This is a genomic window from Agrococcus sp. GCM10030265, assembly GCF_042666675.1.
Lineage (GTDB): Bacteria > Actinomycetota > Actinomycetes > Actinomycetales > Microbacteriaceae > Agrococcus.
This window is the reverse complement of the sequence record NZ_JBHTCZ010000002.1, coordinates 706,475-722,246: the sequence shown is the minus strand read 5'-3', so window position 1 is coordinate 722,246 and position 15,772 is coordinate 706,475. Positions and strand designations below refer to the sequence as shown.

The 15,772-nt window shown below is 72.7% G+C and carries 18 protein-coding genes; 8 read left to right on the top strand and 10 right to left on the bottom strand.

Going from position 1 to position 15,772, the window contains the following annotated elements; translation table 11 throughout:
- The 8 genes from ACFQPP_RS07670 to ACFQPP_RS07635 all read right to left on the bottom strand — a co-directional run bounded on the left by ACFQPP_RS07670 (position 1) and on the right by ACFQPP_RS07635 (position 6,456).
- Positions 1 to 405, bottom strand: a complete 405-nt coding sequence (locus ACFQPP_RS07670) for a hypothetical protein (RefSeq protein WP_376915975.1) — start codon at positions 403 to 405, stop codon at positions 1 to 3.
- Positions 396 to 701: a hypothetical protein gene (locus ACFQPP_RS07665; protein WP_376915974.1), complete on the bottom strand. Its 306-nt coding sequence runs from the start codon at positions 699 to 701 to the stop codon at positions 396 to 398. The genes ACFQPP_RS07670 and ACFQPP_RS07665 overlap by 10 nt, the downstream gene beginning before the upstream one ends.
- Positions 685 to 1,050, bottom strand: coding sequence for a hypothetical protein (locus ACFQPP_RS07660; protein ID WP_376915973.1), 366 nt, complete (start codon positions 1,048 to 1,050; stop codon positions 685 to 687). The genes ACFQPP_RS07665 and ACFQPP_RS07660 overlap by 17 nt, the downstream gene beginning before the upstream one ends.
- Positions 1,037 to 1,672 (bottom strand): hypothetical protein, encoded by a 636-nt coding sequence (locus tag ACFQPP_RS07655; protein WP_376915972.1) that lies wholly within the window; start codon positions 1,670 to 1,672, stop codon positions 1,037 to 1,039. Before ACFQPP_RS07655 ends, ACFQPP_RS07660 begins: the two co-directional genes overlap by 14 nt.
- Entirely contained in the window at positions 1,669 to 3,354 is a 1,686-nt protein-coding gene (locus ACFQPP_RS07650) for an AAA family ATPase (RefSeq protein WP_376915971.1), read from the bottom strand. Before ACFQPP_RS07650 ends, ACFQPP_RS07655 begins: the two co-directional genes overlap by 4 nt.
- A complete protein-coding gene (locus ACFQPP_RS07645) occupies positions 3,339 to 3,803 on the bottom strand; it encodes a bifunctional DNA primase/polymerase (RefSeq protein WP_376915970.1) in 465 nt (154 codons plus the stop codon). The genes ACFQPP_RS07650 and ACFQPP_RS07645 overlap by 16 nt, the downstream gene beginning before the upstream one ends.
- Positions 3,800 to 4,198: a hypothetical protein gene (locus ACFQPP_RS07640; RefSeq protein ID WP_376915969.1), complete on the bottom strand. Its 399-nt coding sequence runs from the start codon at positions 4,196 to 4,198 to the stop codon at positions 3,800 to 3,802. Before ACFQPP_RS07640 ends, ACFQPP_RS07645 begins: the two co-directional genes overlap by 4 nt.
- 773 nt (positions 4,199 to 4,971) lie before the next feature.
- Positions 4,972 to 6,456 (bottom strand): recombinase family protein, encoded by a 1,485-nt coding sequence (locus ACFQPP_RS07635; protein WP_376915968.1) that lies wholly within the window; start codon positions 6,454 to 6,456, stop codon positions 4,972 to 4,974.
- 120 nt (positions 6,457 to 6,576) lie between these two features.
- On the opposite strand from ACFQPP_RS07635, the gene dprA reads away from it, so the two are divergent.
- Positions 6,577 to 7,800: a DNA-processing protein DprA gene (dprA, locus tag ACFQPP_RS07630; protein ID WP_376915967.1), complete on the top strand. Its 1,224-nt coding sequence runs from the start codon at positions 6,577 to 6,579 to the stop codon at positions 7,798 to 7,800.
- Here the strand turns inward: dprA and ACFQPP_RS07625 are convergent.
- Complete coding sequence (locus ACFQPP_RS07625; protein WP_376915966.1) at positions 7,797 to 8,681, bottom strand: bile acid:sodium symporter family protein; 885 nt, start codon at positions 8,679 to 8,681, stop codon at positions 7,797 to 7,799. The two genes, dprA and ACFQPP_RS07625, sit on opposite strands and share 4 nt — an antisense overlap.
- 106 nt (positions 8,682 to 8,787) lie before the next feature.
- Here ACFQPP_RS07625 and ACFQPP_RS07620 point away from each other — a divergent pair, with 106 nt between their 5' ends.
- Positions 8,788 to 9,681, top strand: coding sequence for a metallophosphoesterase (locus ACFQPP_RS07620; protein WP_376915965.1), 894 nt, complete (start codon positions 8,788 to 8,790; stop codon positions 9,679 to 9,681).
- An 18-nt stretch (positions 9,682 to 9,699) separates the two neighbouring features.
- The gene (locus ACFQPP_RS07615) at positions 9,700 to 10,599 is read left to right on the top strand and encodes a tyrosine recombinase XerC (RefSeq protein WP_376916777.1); all 900 of its coding nucleotides are present in this window, start codon (positions 9,700 to 9,702) and stop codon (positions 10,597 to 10,599) included.
- Here the strand turns inward: ACFQPP_RS07615 and ACFQPP_RS07610 are convergent.
- Positions 10,536 to 11,156 (bottom strand): M23 family metallopeptidase, encoded by a 621-nt coding sequence (locus tag ACFQPP_RS07610; protein WP_376915964.1) that lies wholly within the window; start codon positions 11,154 to 11,156, stop codon positions 10,536 to 10,538. The two genes, ACFQPP_RS07615 and ACFQPP_RS07610, sit on opposite strands and share 64 nt — an antisense overlap.
- 270 nt (positions 11,157 to 11,426) lie before the next feature.
- Here ACFQPP_RS07610 and rpsB point away from each other — a divergent pair, with 270 nt between their 5' ends.
- The 5 genes from rpsB (at position 11,427) to ACFQPP_RS07585 (ending at position 15,738) form a co-directional block, all read left to right on the top strand.
- Entirely contained in the window at positions 11,427 to 12,404 is a 978-nt protein-coding gene (gene rpsB, locus ACFQPP_RS07605; RefSeq protein WP_376915963.1) for a 30S ribosomal protein S2, read from the top strand.
- A 16-nt stretch (positions 12,405 to 12,420) separates the two neighbouring features.
- Positions 12,421 to 13,245, top strand: coding sequence for a translation elongation factor Ts (tsf, locus tag ACFQPP_RS07600; protein ID WP_376915962.1), 825 nt, complete (start codon positions 12,421 to 12,423; stop codon positions 13,243 to 13,245).
- 217 nt (positions 13,246 to 13,462) lie between these two features.
- On the top strand, positions 13,463 to 14,182 hold the full coding sequence (pyrH, locus tag ACFQPP_RS07595; RefSeq protein WP_376915961.1) for a UMP kinase: 720 nt from the start codon (positions 13,463 to 13,465) through the stop codon (positions 14,180 to 14,182).
- 41 nt (positions 14,183 to 14,223) lie between these two features.
- Positions 14,224 to 14,778 carry a ribosome recycling factor gene (gene frr / locus ACFQPP_RS07590; protein ID WP_376915960.1) on the top strand — a complete coding sequence of 185 codons (555 nt, stop codon included), beginning with the start codon at positions 14,224 to 14,226 and terminating at the stop codon, positions 14,776 to 14,778.
- Between the two features lie 24 nt (positions 14,779 to 14,802).
- A complete protein-coding gene (locus ACFQPP_RS07585; protein ID WP_376915959.1) occupies positions 14,803 to 15,738 on the top strand; it encodes a phosphatidate cytidylyltransferase in 936 nt (311 codons plus the stop codon).
- The last annotated feature ends 34 nt before the right edge of the window (positions 15,739 to 15,772 follow it).

Here is a 15,772-nt window from a genome sequence, read left to right as displayed (position 1 = left end):
TCAGTGTCCCTTCGTGATGCGGTGGACGACGAAGTGCGCTCGCACGTCGTCGGTGGTGGGTGGTGTCGGGGAGGAGCGGCTGGGGTCTTTCGCGGCCCGCCGCGCCCAACGCTCGAAGAAGGCGTCGTCGCCTTGGCGGGCTTCCCACTCCTCCTTCGCTGCGGCGACCGCTGCCGCGAAGGCCCGGCTCTCGCGTCGGGCCTTGCGGTAGCGCTTCGCGAGCGCCCGCCACTCCCGCTCCTGGTCGTCCGTGAACGGCTCCACGGTGGCGAGCTCGCGGATGCGCGACCGCGTGCCGTCGAGACGCTCGAGCGCCTCCTCCAGTTGCTGGCGCTCGGCGGCGCCGGTGGATGCGAAGAGGGAGTCGCCTCGGTCGCGAGGGCGTGGCCGTCGCTTCAGCGGCATGTGCGCACCTCCTCGGTGGCGAAGCGCTCCCACGGCAGGCCGTCGGCCTCCATCCGCTCCATCGCCCGAGCGGCGAAGAAGACGGCGAAGAACGCGAGCACCCACGGCGTCGCCTCACGCGTCGTCATGACGCTCGCACCGCTGCGCGTGGCGGCGTAGTGGAGGAGCCGTCCGCGGAGCGGCTCGTCGCGCCTCCGTCGCTTGCTGATCGGCGTGAGCCACCACCGCTCCCATGCGAGGCGCTCGCGCACGGTGTCGTCCATGTGGCGGTCGTAGAGGTCACGTTTCCTGCCCATGGCCCTCTCCCTTCAGGTTGAGGCCGAGGAGCCGCGCACGCTGCGCCTCGGCGGTGAGGAGCACGCGGTAGAGGGCCGTGCGCTCGGTCTGGCTCGTGGCGAGCATGAGGTCGCGCGTCGCCTTGCGGATCACCTCGTCGAGCCGGTCTTCGACCTCGACGCGGAGCTCGTCGGCGGTCTGCTCTCCGAGCTGGGCGTATGCGACCCTCGCGACCTCCTGGGCCTCGATCGTGCTGATCCCGAGGCGCGAGGCAATGTCGGCGTAGGAGTAGCCCTCGCGACGCATGACGACCGCGCGGAGGGCTTGCTCGACCCGCTCGTCGCCGCGCACGAGCTCACGCGAGGACACGGCGGAGCCCGTCCGTCTCGGCGTTCGCGGATGCGGTCGCCTCGGTGAGCGCTCCCACCGCGGCTCCCGCGTTGAAGGTCGCCTTGCTGCCCACGGGGAGGGCGGCGCGCGGCTGCACGACGTCCCCGTCGCCCGCGGCGAGGAAGAGCCCCAGGATGCTGTGGGAGGCCTCGATGAGCGCTCGGCCCTCCTCGGCGGAGAGTCGGGCGGAGGCGAGGAGCTTCACGCCTTGCTCGGCATCCTTGAGCGCCCGCTTGATGAGGTCGGAGCGGTTCGCCTCGAGCACCGGGGCGAGGCGGTCGGCGGCCTTCCTGAACGCCTTGCGCCGCGCCTTCCAGAGCATCGCCGCTTCCTCGGCGGCCTCCTCGGCGGCGCGGACCTCGGCGAGGAGCCCCTTGGGCGGGTCGTCGCCCGCCTCGACCGCCGCGTCGGCGACCTCCTGGGCCTGGTCGCGGCGCTTCTGCACGGCGGCCACGAGGCCGTCGCGCTCACGCTGAGCGCCCTTGAGTGCTGCCTCGGCGTCGATGAGGGCTTCGAGCGCCTTGCCGACGTTCGCGGGCAGGCGGTTCGGGGCGGGGAGCACGACGTGGACGCCGCTCTCTCGGTTGCGGATATTGATCACGAGTTCTTCTCCTTGGTGGTGGGTGATTCGGTCGAGAGGTCGAGGGGGAGGACGCCGCGGGGCGGCGGTGCGGCGTCGGGAAGGTAGTGGCGCATGGTGCGCCCGTCCTTCCGGCGCACGATGAGCCCGGCCTCCTCGAGCGAGCGGAGCGCGTGGCCCTCGTCGCCCTTCGAGAAGGAATTGCCGCGCTGACGGAGGCTCGCCTCGATCTGCGAGGCGGTGGCGCCGGGCGAGAGCCGCACGAGGTCGAGGATCGGCTCCTCGAGGAACGAGGCGCGCTTGAGGCTGCGGGCGGCACGCTGGCCGCCCGTGCCCGTCAGGGTGAGGCGACGAGTGGACGGGTCGAAGTCGAGACGGTCGGCAGGCATCGCCACGTCGCGCCCCTCGGCCTCCATGAAGCGGGGTGCGTCGTCGTCGTTGCGGTCCTTCCAGTAGCGGACGATCGAGTCGGCCCAGTCCTCGAGGGCGGAGGCGCCGCGGACGCGGGTCTGCGACTGGCCCTTGGCGTCGCCCCATCCGGCGTGCGCGACGAGCACGAGCTCCGAAGCCCCGCCCTCGGTCACCACGCGGTCGAGAGCCGAGAGCCATGCCGTGACCTCGCTGTTGTTGCTCTGCTCGATGCCCGTGAAGGCGCGCCCGAACGGGTCGACGACCACGGCCTCGACGTCGCGCTCACGCATGACGGCGGCGAGGCGGCGGCGGCCGGCGTCGGTGGCGAGCGGGTTCTCGACGCCGCGCACGTTCACGACGACGACGCGGCTCGCGAGCGCCGGGTCGTCGAGCCCGACGTCGGCGAGCCAGCGCCCTTGCGTCGCTGCATCCACCTCGAAGTTGAGGAGGAGGACCGAGCCGCTCAGCGGGGTCACGTCGAAGCGCCCGAGGAACGGCTCCCCGAGCAAGAGCGACCGGAGGAGGTTCATGGTCCACGTCGTCTTGCCCACCTTCCGTTGGGCGATGAGGAGAAGGCGACCGAGCGAGGGGAGGAGCCCCTCGACGCGCCACCGAGCCTCGGTCGGCAGGGCGAGCACCTCGTCGAGTGTCGATGCCTCCCACGTCGGGCGACCCACGCCGTCGCGCGCCGCTCGCACGAGGCCAGCGAGGTCGCGAATGTCCTGCCCCTGCACGGCACTCAGCACGAGGGCGGCGAGCTCGGGGTCCGCGAGGCGAGGGTCGATGCAGGCGAGGTCGAGCGGAGCGGCCGCTGGCGCGTCGAGCGGCAACGTGGTCGGCGTCGAGGGCTCGACGTGCTCGGGCACGCTCGCCGGCCGGTCGCCGACAGTGCGGGCGGCGGAAGCCCACTTGGCCGCGACGGTGCGCTCGGAGAAGCCCGCATCGGTCGGCGCCTCGGCCTCGAAGCGCTCGCGGTAGCGCTCTCCGTCGCCCGTCGCGTTGCCGAGCTCGATGAGTCGGCACGCGACCGCGTGGCACGTCGCATCCCACGGCTCGCCGCGGTACTCGTCGGGGGTGCCGGTCGTCGCGTAGCGCATGGCGGCGAGGCGGCGGACCTCGGCCTCGACCCCTGCCTCGACGTAGGCGCGTTGCCGAGCCGTCAGGGGACCACTGGCCTCCTTGGGGTGAGCCGGCGTCTCCTTGGGCGCGAGACGTCGCTCCATGCGCTTGCGGAGCGCCTTGGGCGTGCGAGGGAGGTCGCCCAGCGAAGGGGCCTTCACCGAGCGCGCCATGCGTACCGCCTCCCGCCGATCCTCGAGGGCGGAGCGACGACGTATCCGCCAGCGGCCCGCACGTCGATGCCGGGAGCGAGCTTGCTCACGCTGTTGCGGAGGCCCGCGAGGCGTCGATCGCGGAAGTAGAGGTGGAGGCCGCCGCTCGGGGTGTCCACCATCGGCACGGCATCGAGGTCGAGCCCGGTGCGCTTGCAGAGGCGGCGGAGGCTCTCGAGGCCGGGCGCTCCGTCCTTCACGTCCACGTCGAGGACCACGAGCCCGTCATGGCCGGTCGCGATGCCGACGTTGGCGCGCGGGTGCGCACCCCACGCCGTCGCCAAGGCCTCCGCGTCGCGCGTGGCGTCGTGAAGCCCGCGGGAGCCCTTCAACGGCTCCTTCGACCCCTCAGTGAGAGCGAAGACGTGGAAGCCCTTGGCGGCGAGGTCGAGGGCGGCCTCGAGGGTCATGCGTCGCGCTCCTCGGCGCGCATGGCGAGGTAGGTGCTCTCAGCGACCGACTGGCGGAGCTCCAGGGCTGCCTGGCGCACGAGCGCCTCCCAGGGCAGGGCGGGGAGGCCTTGCTCCTTCCGTCGAGCCTGAATGAGGCGCATCGGCCCGTCGAGCGCCTCGAGGTCGGGCGCGGCGTCGTCGATGGCCGTGCGTCGCTTGCGCTTGCCCGCGAGGCCGAGAGCCTCCAGGGCGGCGCGTTGCTCGGCCTTCTTGGCGATCGCCTTCTTCGAGAGCTCGGCCATGAAGGCGGCGCGGTCGACGGGATCGACCTTTGCCCAGCGCGCAAGCCCGGCGCGGGAATGGTCGACGGACTTGCCACTCGCGTCGCGGCGGTGGCCGGGGTTCGGGCTCATCGGGCACCGCCCAGGAGGACGGCGAGCCGGCTACGAGTCGCCTCGGTGAGCGGGGCGTAGTCGGCGGCGAGCGCGTCGAGGACGTCAGCCTCGGATGGCGCGGGAGTGGGGATGGTCGGAGTGGCGGTGGAGGCCATGAGTGTTCACCAATTCGAGGATTCGAATCTTGGTGAGCTCTGGCCGCTCGACGTTCGTAGGGCGCTCCCGCGCTGCCACTTTCCGCCCGCACCTTCGATGGTGCGATACCTGCCGCACTCCGAGCGCCGGGGCGGCTAGCCCGGCTCCACCTTTCGATGGGAGTGGCGACAGCGTACTTCGCTCGGTGCCATTGTTCGGGACGTATGGCTCTCGGCGTGTCGCGGGTGGTCAGGGGGCGGCGCGTGCTCCGCCGCGTCGTTGCGGGGGAGCGGTCGCGACGGGGGTGCGCGACTTCGGTACCAGTTGCGATCCTGACCACCCCTCCGCGGCCGGAGGGAGAGAGCGTCGCCGCGGTGTCTCGATTCGAGCTCTCGACCACCCCTCGATTCCCTCCGACGTCCCCTCCCCCCTATAGGGGGGTGAGGGAACGTCGCGAGGGCGCGTGAGGGAACGTGAGGGGACGTGAGGGAGGGTTGGTGGGCTCCGCCACTGCCCTTGTCCTGACTGGGTAGTCGCTTGTCGACGCCCCCTGACGCCCCCTTATTTCGCGAGGGATCGTGCGTGAGGGGACGTCAGGGAGGGTCGTGGGCTACGACCGTGGCAGGTAGGCGACCGCGTGCGTCGCTAGGCGTACCTCAGAGCCAGGCGAGGCGCATGGTCGCCGCAGTGTGAGCCAGTCGCCCGCCCGGGTCGCGAGGCGCCCGCGAGCCCTTGCCCGGGGAGTGCATCTCGATGGTGAGCATCGCCCTGACCACGGCGCGCTGGCGGTCGCCACCGAGCGCCTCCCACGTGGCTCGCACGTCGTCGGCGCTGACGAGGCTGCCGAGCACGTCGACCCGGCCCGCGTCGCTGAGGCGGGCCTCGAGGTCGGCGATGCGGCGGCGGACGTCGCGGAGCGTCGCCTCGGCCGCGCGCATCGACGTGAGCCCGCGGGCCACCATGCTCACGACGTTTCGCTCGCCCTCCTGCACCTCGCGGAGCTCGCCCCGGAGGCGGTCGACGTCGGGAGCGTCCTGGGCGGTGAGGAGGTCGGCCGCGTCGGGCTGGCTAAGGCGGTGGATGATGCGCTCGACGATGAGGTGGTCGGCGTCGTCGCGCTTGCGGGCGAGGTGCGGCGTCGCGCTGCATCGGTAGGCCTGGATGCCACGCACCTGGCCGCCCTTCATCGGCGCCCCGCACACTCCGCACGTCGCGATGCCCGAGAGGAGCCACTTGGGCGCCCTGCCGGGGTTGGAGCGCCGTGCGGGGTCGGCGAGGAGGTCGCGCACCGCCGCCCACGTCTCGGGGCTGACGAGCGGCTCCCACGAGCCGGCCTCGAGGTCGCCGAGCCCCACGTGGTGCTGTTGCTGGCTCACGGCGCCCACGAGCCGCGGCGGCGCGATGAGTCCTGCGTAGCGAGGGTTCACGAGCACGCCCCGGACGCTCTGCGCCGTCCAGGGGGCGCCGGTCGTCGTGGTCAGCCCGCGCCCGTTCCACTCGCGCATGATGCTCCGCACCGAGTCGCCAGCGAGGAGGAGCGCGAAGCCGTCGCGCACGGCGGTCGCCTCGGGCTCGAGCGGCTCGTGGCCGTAGGCGGGGTAGGAGAGCCCGTCGGCGCCCACGCGCGTCGCCGTAACGACGCCAGCGCCACGCATGAGCGGGGTGTAGCCAAAGGCTCGCTTGCTGCCCGCGGGGAGGCGGCCCTCGAGCCGGCGGTGGGCGTTGGCGCGTCGCTGGCGCTCGCTCTTGCGTCGCGTCTCGAAGCGCGCGAGCGCGGTCGTCATGGTGGCGCGGAATTCGCCGTCGGCCGTCGCGAGGTCGACCTCGCCGTCGACCGTGACCACCTTGATCCCGAGGTCGATGAGGGTGACGAGGTCGCGTTGCGTGCGGAGGAGCCGATCGAGGTCGACCGCGAGGATCACGTCGGGGCGCGTGCTCGCGTCGGCGTTCACGAGCCGATGCCAGGCCGTGCCGGGGCCGCGAGGCTTCGAAGCGCTCACGTCGTTGTCGACGTACTCGCCGACGACGGCCCATCCGCGGAGCTCGGCGAGCGAGGCGCACGCGGCCCGCTGGCGGCGGATGCCCTCCTCGCTGTTCTCACGGTCCAGCGATTGGCGGAGGTAGAGGGCTGCACGCGTCATGTGCCAACTATGTCCTAAACCTATGTCAGCGGTCGCGCACACGGTGGCCGACCTCGACGACGCGCCCGTGGGGCGCGAGCACGTCGGCCGAGCGCTCTTCTACCGACAGGGGATCCCGTCATGACCCGCTTCCGGCTGCCGCTGCAGACCATCCGCGACCTCGCCGCCGGCGTCGCGCCGCCGAGCCTCGCCGACCCCGACGACGACACGGCGGTGCGGCTCTTCGCCGCGGCAGCCTGGTCGTGCATCCCCGAGCCCGGCGATGCCGTCGCGGGCACCGCGCGCGATGCGCTCGGCGACGTGCGGGCGCTCGAGCTGCTCGTCGAGGGGGCGGAGCCGTCGCGGTGGCTCGCCGAGGCGGGCGAGGTCGCATCCGACCTCGTGCGGCACATCGACGACGCGGTCGGGCGTTGGCGCCCGCGGCTCGACGACGCACGGGTGCGCCGATCGCTCGAGCAGGGCGCCGCGTGGGGCCAGTCGATGCTGTCGCCCCTCGCCGTCGAGTGGCCGAGCGGTCTCGACGACCTCGGCCCCCACGCGCCCGCTGCGCTGTGGGTGCGCGGCTCGCTCGCGGCGCTGGCCTCGCTCGACCGCTCGATGGCGCTCGTGGGGTCGCGCGCGGCGAGCGGCTATGGCGAGCACGTCGCGATGGAGGCCGTGGAGGGGCTCGTGCGGCATGGCTTCGCGACCGTCTCCGGCGCCGCCTACGGCATCGACGCGTGCGTGCACCGCGCGACGATGGCCGTCGGCGGCACGACGATCGCGGTCATGGCCGGCGGCCTCGACCGGCTGTACCCGCCTGGCAACGACGACCTGCTGCGCCGCGTCGAGCGCGAGGGTGCGCTCGTCGCCGAGGTGCCGTGCGGCGCGACGCCGTCGCGATGGCGCTTCCTGGCCCGCAACCGGCTCATCGCGGCGCTCGCGCGGGCGACGGTCGTCGTCGAGGCGAGCGTGCGCTCCGGGTCCATCAACACGGCAGGCCACGCGGCGACGCTCGGTCGCCCGCTCGGCGCGGTGCCCGGGCCGGTGACGAGCGGGGCGAGCGCCGGCTGCCATCGGCTGATCCGCGACTACGGCGCGCAGCTCGTGCAGGGTGCCGACGAGATGCGCGCACTCGTCGACGGCGACGAGCAGGACTCGACGCTCGGCGTGCGCGTCGGCTCGGGCGAGACGCGGCTGCTCGACGCTCTGAGCGTGCGGCAGGCGCGCGATGCCGACGATCTCGCATCCCGCGCCGGCATGTCGCTCGCCGAGGTGCGTGCGACGCTCGGGCTCCTCGACCTCGCGGGAGCCGTGGAGCAGCGGGGGAGCGGATGGGTGCGCCGCGCCGCGCGGGCGGGCTAGGCCGGGAGCGCCTCCGCAGCGCCCCGCGCGGGACCGCGCTCGCGGATGAGCGTGCCGAATGCCGCGGCGACGAAGAGCATGAGCACGCCGTACACGCCGGCCGGCAGGCTGAGCTCGACCGACCCGAGCACGGTCTGCGCGATGACGATCGCGAGCACGGCGTTGTGGATGCCGATCTCGAACGACGAGGCGACCGCCTGCCTGCGGCCGACGCGCAGCAGGCGCGGCACCCAGAACCCGATGGCGAGGCTCAGCGCGCAGAAGAGCACGGTGATGAGGGCGAGCGAGCCGACGTTCTCGACGAGCACGCGCCAGTTCGAGGCGACCGCGCCGACGATGACGACGACGAGCACGATGGCGGAGCCCACGCGCACGGGCTTGTCCATGCGATCGGCGAACGACGGCCGGATGCGGCGGATGAGCATGCCGATCACCACGGGGCCCAGCACGACGAGGAAGACCTCGACGACCTTCGACACCTGCAGCCCCAGCTGCCCCTCGAACGGGTCGAAGAGCGCGATGGCGAGGTTCGTGATGAGCGGCAGCGTCACGACCGCGACGACCGAGTTGATGGCCGTCAGCGTGATGTTGAGCGCGACGTCACCGCCGAACAGGTGGCTGTAGAGGTTCGCGACCGTGCCGCCCGGGGAGGCGGCGAGCATCATCATGCCGACGGCCAGCACGGGAGGCAGCTGGAACGCGACCACGAGGCCGAGGCACAGCGCCGGCAGCACGAGCAGCTGGCAGGCGAGCGCCACGAGCACGGCGCGCGGCTGCCGCGTCACGCGCGCGAAGTCGCCCACCGTGAGCCCGAGGCCCAGGCCGAGCATGATGATGCCCAACGCGACCGGCAGGCCGACGGTCGTCATGACGGAGTCCATGACGACAGTGTGCGGCACGACCTGAGGGATGCTCGATGCCGACACGCGTCCGCACCCCGGCGCCGGGGTGCGCGCGATGTCGGAGGGTGCGGCCTAGCCTTGGGGCATGCACGATGGACTCGGTCAGCACCCGGCCCCGACGCACGTCATCGCGCACCTGAGCGACACCCACCTGCTGGCGGGCGGCGCGCTCCTCGGCGGTGCCATCGACACGGCCCAGCACCTGCGCGACGCCCTCGCGCGGCTCGAGCTCGCCGCCCCGACGGCCGATGCGCTCGTCGTCTCCGGCGACTGCACCGACCTCGGCGAGCCCGAGGCGTACCGCCTGCTGCAGGAGATCGTCGAGCCGGTGGCCGAGCGCATGGGCGCCGAGGTCGTGTACGCCGCTGGCAACCACGACGAGCGTGCGCCGATGTGGCGCGCGCTGCACGACGACGACTCCGACGCGCCCTACGACCGCGTGCACGAGGTCGCGGGGCTGCGCATCGTCGCATTCGACACGAGCCTGCCCGGCTACCACCACGGCGGCTTCGACGACGGGCAGGCGCAGTGGCTCGCCGACGTGCTCGCGACGCCCGCCGAGCACGGCACGCTGCTCGTCGCCCACCATCCGCCGCTGCCGTACCGAGCGCGGATCCTGCAGGTGCTCGAGTTCCACGACGAGCCGCTGCTCGCCGAGGTGCTCGCGGGGTCCGACGTGCGCGCCATCCTCTCGGGCCACCTCCACGTCGACGGCTCGGGCACCTTCGCGGGCATCCCCGTCATCCTCGCGAACGCCACATCGTACGCCGACGACCTCGCGGCGGGCCCGACGGGCTTCGCGGGCGTCGATGGCGCGCAGTCGGCCAACGTCCTCGAGGTCTACCCGACCACCGTCGCCCACTCGGTCGTGCCTGCCTTCGCGCTGCCGTCGCTGTCGCCGCTGCCCGCGGGCCTCCACGCCGAGCTCGCACCGCTCGACGCCGCGGCCCGCCTCGAGCGGTTCAGCCGGAAGCGTTGACGCGTGGGCGCCTCCGGCATGCGCGTCGCGGAGGCGATCGACGCCTACCTCGTGCACCTCGAGCGCGAACGCGCCGCGAGCCCCCGCACCGTGCGGTCGTACGGCGCCGACCTGCGCGACCTCGCCGCGCACTGCGAGGCGAACGGCGTCGTCGACGTCGACGCGCTCGATCTCGAGGTGCTGCGCGACTGGCTCTTCGCCGCGAGCGAGCGGGGGCTCGCGAAGGCGACGCTCGCGCGACGCAGCGCCTCGGCACGAGGCCTCGGCGCCTGGCTCGAGCGCGAGGGCGTCGCGATCGGCGCCGCGCGCCTGCGCACGCCGAGGCGCGACGCGCATCTGCCGCGCGTGCTCTCGCGCGCCGCGATCGACGGGATCGTCGCGCAGCTCGAGGCCGATGCCGCCACCGGCGACCCCATCGCGCGGCGCGACCTCGCGATCGTCGAGCTGCTGTACGCGAGCGCGCTGCGCGTGTCCGAGCTCGTCGGCCTCGACGTCGACGACGTCGACCTCGAGCGTCTCACCGTGCGCGTGCTCGGCAAGGGTGCGAAGGAGCGGGTGGTGCCGTTCGGCGTCCCCGCGCTCGACGCCGTGCACGACTGGATCCGGCTCGGGCGACCCGCGCTCGCGACCGGTGCCGAGACGCGCGCCCTGCTGCTCGGCGCACGCGGTGGCCGGATGGGACAGCGAGCCGTGCACGCCCTCGTCGCCCGCCTGCTCGACGACGTGCCGGGCTCCGGTCCCGCCGGCCCCCACGCCCTGCGGCACACGGCGGCGACGCACCTCCTCGACGGAGGGGCCGACCTGCGTGCCGTGCAGGAGCTGCTCGGTCACGCGAGCCTCGGCACGACGCAGATCTACACGCACGTCTCCCTCGACCGGCTGACGGCGTCGTACCGCACGGCGCATCCGCGGGCGTAGGCGCCGGCGCTCGCCCGCTCGAGCGGCAGCAGCACGGCGCGCTCGGCGCCGAGCAGGGCCATGGGGTTCGCGTACGCGGCATCGATGCGCACGCCGAGGTGCAGGCACGCCCCGCACGGGCGATGACCGCCCTGCAGCGTGCCGATGGCGTCGCCCGCCGCGACCACGTCGCCCTCGGCCACCGTCGGGGCCACGGGCTCGACCGTCACGAGCACCTCCCACGGCACGTCGTGCATGCGGATCGTGACGAGCGGGCGGTCGACGACCGTGCCGGCGAACGTCACGACGCCGTCCGTCGCGGCGACCACGACCTCGCCGGGCACGGCAGCGACGTCGACTCCGCGATGCCCCGCACCCCAGCGCATCGTCGGGGCTGCGAAGGCGCGCAGCACGGCCGCCTGCGGCACGGGCCACGTCAGCGACGCCGCGAGCGCGTCGGGCACGGCGGCGGCCGTCGCGCCCGGTTCCGCAGGGCCCGCGTGGGCGCGCACCTCGGCCGCGGCGCCGGCGAGCATCGCGAGGAGGCAGAGGACGATGGGGAGGGCGCGGCGCAGCATGCCGACACCCTCGCTCGCCCGGCCCGCCCTCGCGGCGGCGCGCACGCACCCTGGGGAGGCGGGCGGCCTGTGGGGGAGCCGTGCCGGGCGTCGCCGCGCCGCGACGAGCGTGTAGCATGGGCCCAGCACCCCCGAGTCGGGGGTGACTTCGCGCGTCCACGAACGCGACAGCCCCCACGGTCCGATCCACGTCGGCGGGTGCTGCGCGGGACGCCAGGGGAGCGGTCGCCGACCGCTCCGACGAACCGCGACAGAACCAGGAGATGGCTCATGGCCGTCGTCACCACTCGCCAGCTGCTCGACAGCGGCGTCCACTTCGGGCACCAGACCCGTCGCTGGAACCCCAAGATGAAGCGCTTCATCTTCACGGAGCGCTCGGGCATCTACATCATCGACCTCCAGCAGTCGCTCGCCTACATCGACAAGGCGTACGACTTCGTCAAGGAGACCGTGTCGCGCGGCGGCTCGATCCTCTTCGTCGGCACGAAGAAGCAGGCGCAGGAGCAGATCGCCGAGCAGGCGACCCGCGTCAACCAGCCCTACGTGAACCAGCGTTGGCTCGGTGGCCTCCTCACGAACTTCCAGACGGTCTCCAAGCGCCTCACGCGCATGAAGGAGCTCGAGGAGATCGACTACGAGAACGTCGCGGGCTCGGGCTTCACGAAGAAGGAGCTCCTCCTCAAGCAGCGCGAGTTGACGAAGCTGCAGAAGTCGCTCGGCGGCATCCGCAACCTCCAGCGCACGCCGTCGGCCCTCTGGATCGTCGACATGAACAAGGAGCACCTCGCGATCGACGAGGCGAAGAAGCTGGGCATCCCGGTCATCGCCATCCTCGACACGAACTGCGACCCCGACGACGTGCAGTTCCCGATCCCCGGCAACGACGACGCGATCCGCTCGGTGGGCCTGCTCACGAAGATCATCGCCGACGCCGCGGCCGAGGGCCTCATGGAGCGCCACCAGGGCTCGTCCGACGAGGCCGCCGAGCCCATGGCCGAGTGGGAGCGCGAGCTGCTCGTGACCGAGGGTGCCGCTGCGCCCGAGGCCACCGAGGTCGTCGCCGAGCAGGCCGAGGCCGCCGCGACCGAGCCCGCCGCCGAGGAGGCTGCGACGGAGGCCCAGGCCGCCGCCGAGACCACCGAGGCTGCCGCCGAGGCCGCCCCTGAGGCGACCGAGACCGCCGAGGCCGCCCCCGAGGCGACCGAGGCCGCCGAGACCGAGGGCGCCGACGCGCCCGCATCGAAGTAACGAACCGAGGAGACACATGGCCGTCAACATCGCCGACCTGAAGGCCCTGCGCGAGCAGCTGGGCACCGGCATGTCCGACACCAAGGCCGCCCTCGAGGAGGCCGGTGGCGACGTCGAGAAGGCGACGGAGATCCTCCGACTCAAGGGCGCGAAGGGCAACGCGAAGCGTGCCGACCGCACCACCTCCGAGGGCCTCGTGGCCGTCGCGGAGGGCGCAGGCTCGATCACGATGATCCAGCTCGCGTGCGAGACGGACTTCGTCGCGAAGAACGACAAGTTCATCGCGCTCGCCGACAAGGTCGTGGCCGCGATCGCCGCCGCGGGCGCGTCGACCCTCGAGGAGGCCCTCGCGGCTCCCGCAGAGGGTGCGACCGTGCAGCAGGTGATCGAGGACCAGGCTGCGACCATCGGCGAGAAGATCGAGCTCGCCAAGGTCTCGACCCTCACGGGCGACGCCTTCGCGACGTACCTGCACCGCACGAGCAAGGACCTGCCCCCGCAGGTCGGCGTCGTCGTCGCCTTCACGGGTGACGACGCCGAGACCGCTCGCGCCGTGGCGCAGCACATCGCGATGTTCGACCCGACCGTCGTCTCGCGGGATGACGTGCCGGCCGAGCAGGTCGAGAAGGAGCGCGCGCTCGTTACCGAGATCGCGCTCGGCGAGGGCAAGCCCGAGGCCGCCCTGCCGAAGATCATCGAGGGTCGCCTCACGGGCTTCTTCAAGCAGATCGTGCTCGTCGACCAGGACTACGCACGCGACAACAAGCAGACCGTCGGCAAGGTCCTCGACGCCGCTGGCCTGAGCGTGTCGTCGTTCTCGCGCTTCAAGGTCGGCGCGTAGCCGTCACCTGCAGCACGCACCTCGAAGGGGGCCGGATCCGTCCGGCCCCCTTCGTCGTGCCACCGTGCGGGACGCGCCGGACACGGGGGCGCGATCTCAGGGGCCTGGTGACGCATCCGGGTGCCAGCGGTCCCGCGCACCCGCGCGGAGGCGCTCGAGGCGTCGCGCAGCCCGATAGGGTCGGAGGCGGCCTGGCCCCACGACCGACGGAGCAGACATGACCGACGCCGTACGCACCACTCGCCGACGCGTCCTGCTGAAGCTCTCGGGCGAGGCGTTCGGTGGCGGCTCGCTCGGTGTGAACCCCGACGTCGTGCAGGGCATCGCCGCGCAGATCGCGGATGCGGCGAAGGACGTCGAGATCGCCATCGTCGTCGGCGGCGGCAACTTCTTCCGCGGCGCCGAGCTCTCGCAGCGCGGCATGGACCGCGGGCGCGCCGACTACATGGGCATGCTCGGCACCGTCATGAACGCGCTCGCCCTGCAGGACTTCCTCGAGCAGGCGGGCGCCGCGACGCGCGTGCAGTCGGCCATCCAGATGACGCAGGTCGCCGAGCCCTACATCCCCCTGCGCGCCGAGCGCCACATGGAGAAGGGCCGCGTCGTCGTCTTCGGCGCCGGCGCAGGGCTGCCGTACTTCTCCACCGACACCGTCGCGGCGCAGCGCGCCCTCGAGATCGGTGCCGACGAGGTGCTCGTCGCCAAGAACGGCGTCGACGGCGTGTACACGGCGGATCCGAAGAAGGATCCGACCGCGACGCGCATCGACGACATCACGTACAAGGAGGCCCTCGTGCAGGGCCTCAAGATCGTCGATGCGACGGCCTTCAGCCTCTGCATGGACAACGCGATGCCGATGCTCGTGTTCGGCATGGAGGGCGACGCCATCGCCCGCGCCATCCGTGGCGAGCGCCTCGGCACCGTCGTCCACGGCTGAGCCCCGCACGACCTAGGATCGAACAGAAGGATGGAGACGCCATGATCAGCGACGTGCTCACCGAGGCCAAGGACAAGATGGCCCAGTCGATCGAGGTGGCGAAGGACGACTTCGCGACCATCTCGGCGGGGCGGGCCAATCCGGCGCTCTTCCAGAAGCTGCTCGTCGAGTACTACGGCACCCCGACGCCGCTCGTGCAGCTCGCCGGCTTCCAGCAGCCCGAGGCGCGCGTGCTCGTCATCACGCCCTTCGACAAGTCGGCGCTCAAGGACATCGAGAAGGCGATCGTCGCGGCGCCCCACCTCGGCGTCACGCCGAACAACGACGGCCAGATCATCCGCATCACGATGCCCGAGCTCACGGCCGACCGCCGCAAGGACTACGTGAAGCTGGCGCGCGACAAGGCGGAGAACGCCCGGGTCGCGATCCGCAACGTGCGCCGCTCGGCGAAGAGCGACCTCGACGCCCTCACGGGCGAGGTGGGCGACGACGAGATCGCACGCGGCGAGAAGGAGCTCGAGACCGTCACGAAGGGCGCGGTCGAGCAGATCGACGAGGCCCTGAAGAAGAAGGAAGCCGAGCTGCTCGAGGTCTGAGCGACCCAGCCCCAGGAGGCACGCGTGCCAGAGCGCGACCCGCATCGGATCGAGGCGCAGATCCAGGCCCAGATCCACGCGGCGCGTGAGCAGATCGAGGCCGCGAACGAGCGCGCCAACGCGCGCGCCGGGCGCAACCTGCCCGTCGCGATCGGGCTCGGCCTCGTGCTCGGCGTGCTGCTGCTCGCGAGCCTGCTGCTGTTCAAGTGGCTGTTCGTCGTCTTCTGCAGCGTGCTCGTGGCGTTCACGCTCTACGAGCTCGCGAGCGCATTGCGCTTCGCCGGGCGCGACGTGCCGCGCATCCCGCTCGTCGTGCTGGGCGTCGCGCTGCTCGTCGCGACGTGGTTCTGGCACGGTGCCGGCCTCTGGTACGGCACGCTCGCGGCGATCGCGCTCGTCGCGCTCTACCGGCTCGCCGAGGCGGTGGTGGCGCCCTCGACGCGCACGGGCGCGCGCGAGATCGCGACCGACGTCGCGGCCGGCGCGTTCTGCATCGCGTACTGCGGCCTGCTCGGCGCCTTCTCGGTGCTGCTCACGGCCCAGCCGGGCGGCGAGCTGTGGACGCTCGGCTTCCTCGCGCTCGCCATCGTCAACGACACGGGCGCCCTCGCCTCCGGCGTGCTCTTCGGTCGCACGAAGCTCGCGCCGCGCATCAGCCCGGGCAAGACCTGGGAGGGGTTCGCGGGCGCGGGGGTGCTCGTCGTCGCGGCGGGCATCGGCTACGGCGTGCTCGCTCTGGGCGTGCCGTGGTGGTACGGCGCGATCATCGGCCTCGCGATCCTCGGCACCGCGACGGTGGGCGACCTCGCCGAGTCGCTCATCAAGCGCGACCTCGGCATCAAGGACATCGGCACGTTCCTGCCCGGCCACGGAGGGTTCCTCGATCGTCTCGACTCGAGCCTGCCGAGCGCCGTCGTCATGTACGCCCTGTACGAGATCGCGAGGATCGCGGGGCTGTGACGGCCGCCGACGCCCTCGGGGGAGGGCTGCGTGC

Bases quoted from the DNA above. Each gene is read 5' to 3' on its own strand.
- ACFQPP_RS07670 (WP_376915975.1), bottom strand. From the start codon at position 405: ATGCCGCTGAAGCGACGGCCACGCCCTCGCGACCGAGGCGACTCCCTC.
- ACFQPP_RS07665 (WP_376915974.1), bottom strand. From the start codon at position 701: ATGGGCAGGAAACGTGACCTCTACGACCGCCACATGGACGACACCGTG.
- ACFQPP_RS07650 (WP_376915971.1), bottom strand. From the start codon at position 3,354: ATGGCGCGCTCGGTGAAGGCCCCTTCGCTGGGCGACCTCCCTCGCACG.
- ACFQPP_RS07645 (WP_376915970.1), bottom strand. From the start codon at position 3,803: ATGACCCTCGAGGCCGCCCTCGACCTCGCCGCCAAGGGCTTCCACGTC.
- ACFQPP_RS07640 (WP_376915969.1), bottom strand. From the start codon at position 4,198: ATGAGCCCGAACCCCGGCCACCGCCGCGACGCGAGTGGCAAGTCCGTC.
- ACFQPP_RS07635 (WP_376915968.1), bottom strand. From the start codon at position 6,456: ATGACGCGTGCAGCCCTCTACCTCCGCCAATCGCTGGACCGTGAGAAC.
- dprA (WP_376915967.1), top strand. From the start codon at position 6,577: ATGACCCGCTTCCGGCTGCCGCTGCAGACCATCCGCGACCTCGCCGCC.
- ACFQPP_RS07625 (WP_376915966.1), bottom strand. From the start codon at position 8,681: ATGGACTCCGTCATGACGACCGTCGGCCTGCCGGTCGCGTTGGGCATC.
- ACFQPP_RS07620 (WP_376915965.1), top strand. From the start codon at position 8,788: ATGCACGATGGACTCGGTCAGCACCCGGCCCCGACGCACGTCATCGCG.
- ACFQPP_RS07615 (WP_376916777.1), top strand. From the start codon at position 9,700: ATGCGCGTCGCGGAGGCGATCGACGCCTACCTCGTGCACCTCGAGCGC.
- ACFQPP_RS07610 (WP_376915964.1), bottom strand. From the start codon at position 11,156: ATGCTGCGCCGCGCCCTCCCCATCGTCCTCTGCCTCCTCGCGATGCTC.
- rpsB (WP_376915963.1), top strand. From the start codon at position 11,427: ATGGCCGTCGTCACCACTCGCCAGCTGCTCGACAGCGGCGTCCACTTC.
- tsf (WP_376915962.1), top strand. From the start codon at position 12,421: ATGGCCGTCAACATCGCCGACCTGAAGGCCCTGCGCGAGCAGCTGGGC.
- pyrH (WP_376915961.1), top strand. From the start codon at position 13,463: ATGACCGACGCCGTACGCACCACTCGCCGACGCGTCCTGCTGAAGCTC.
- frr (WP_376915960.1), top strand. From the start codon at position 14,224: ATGATCAGCGACGTGCTCACCGAGGCCAAGGACAAGATGGCCCAGTCG.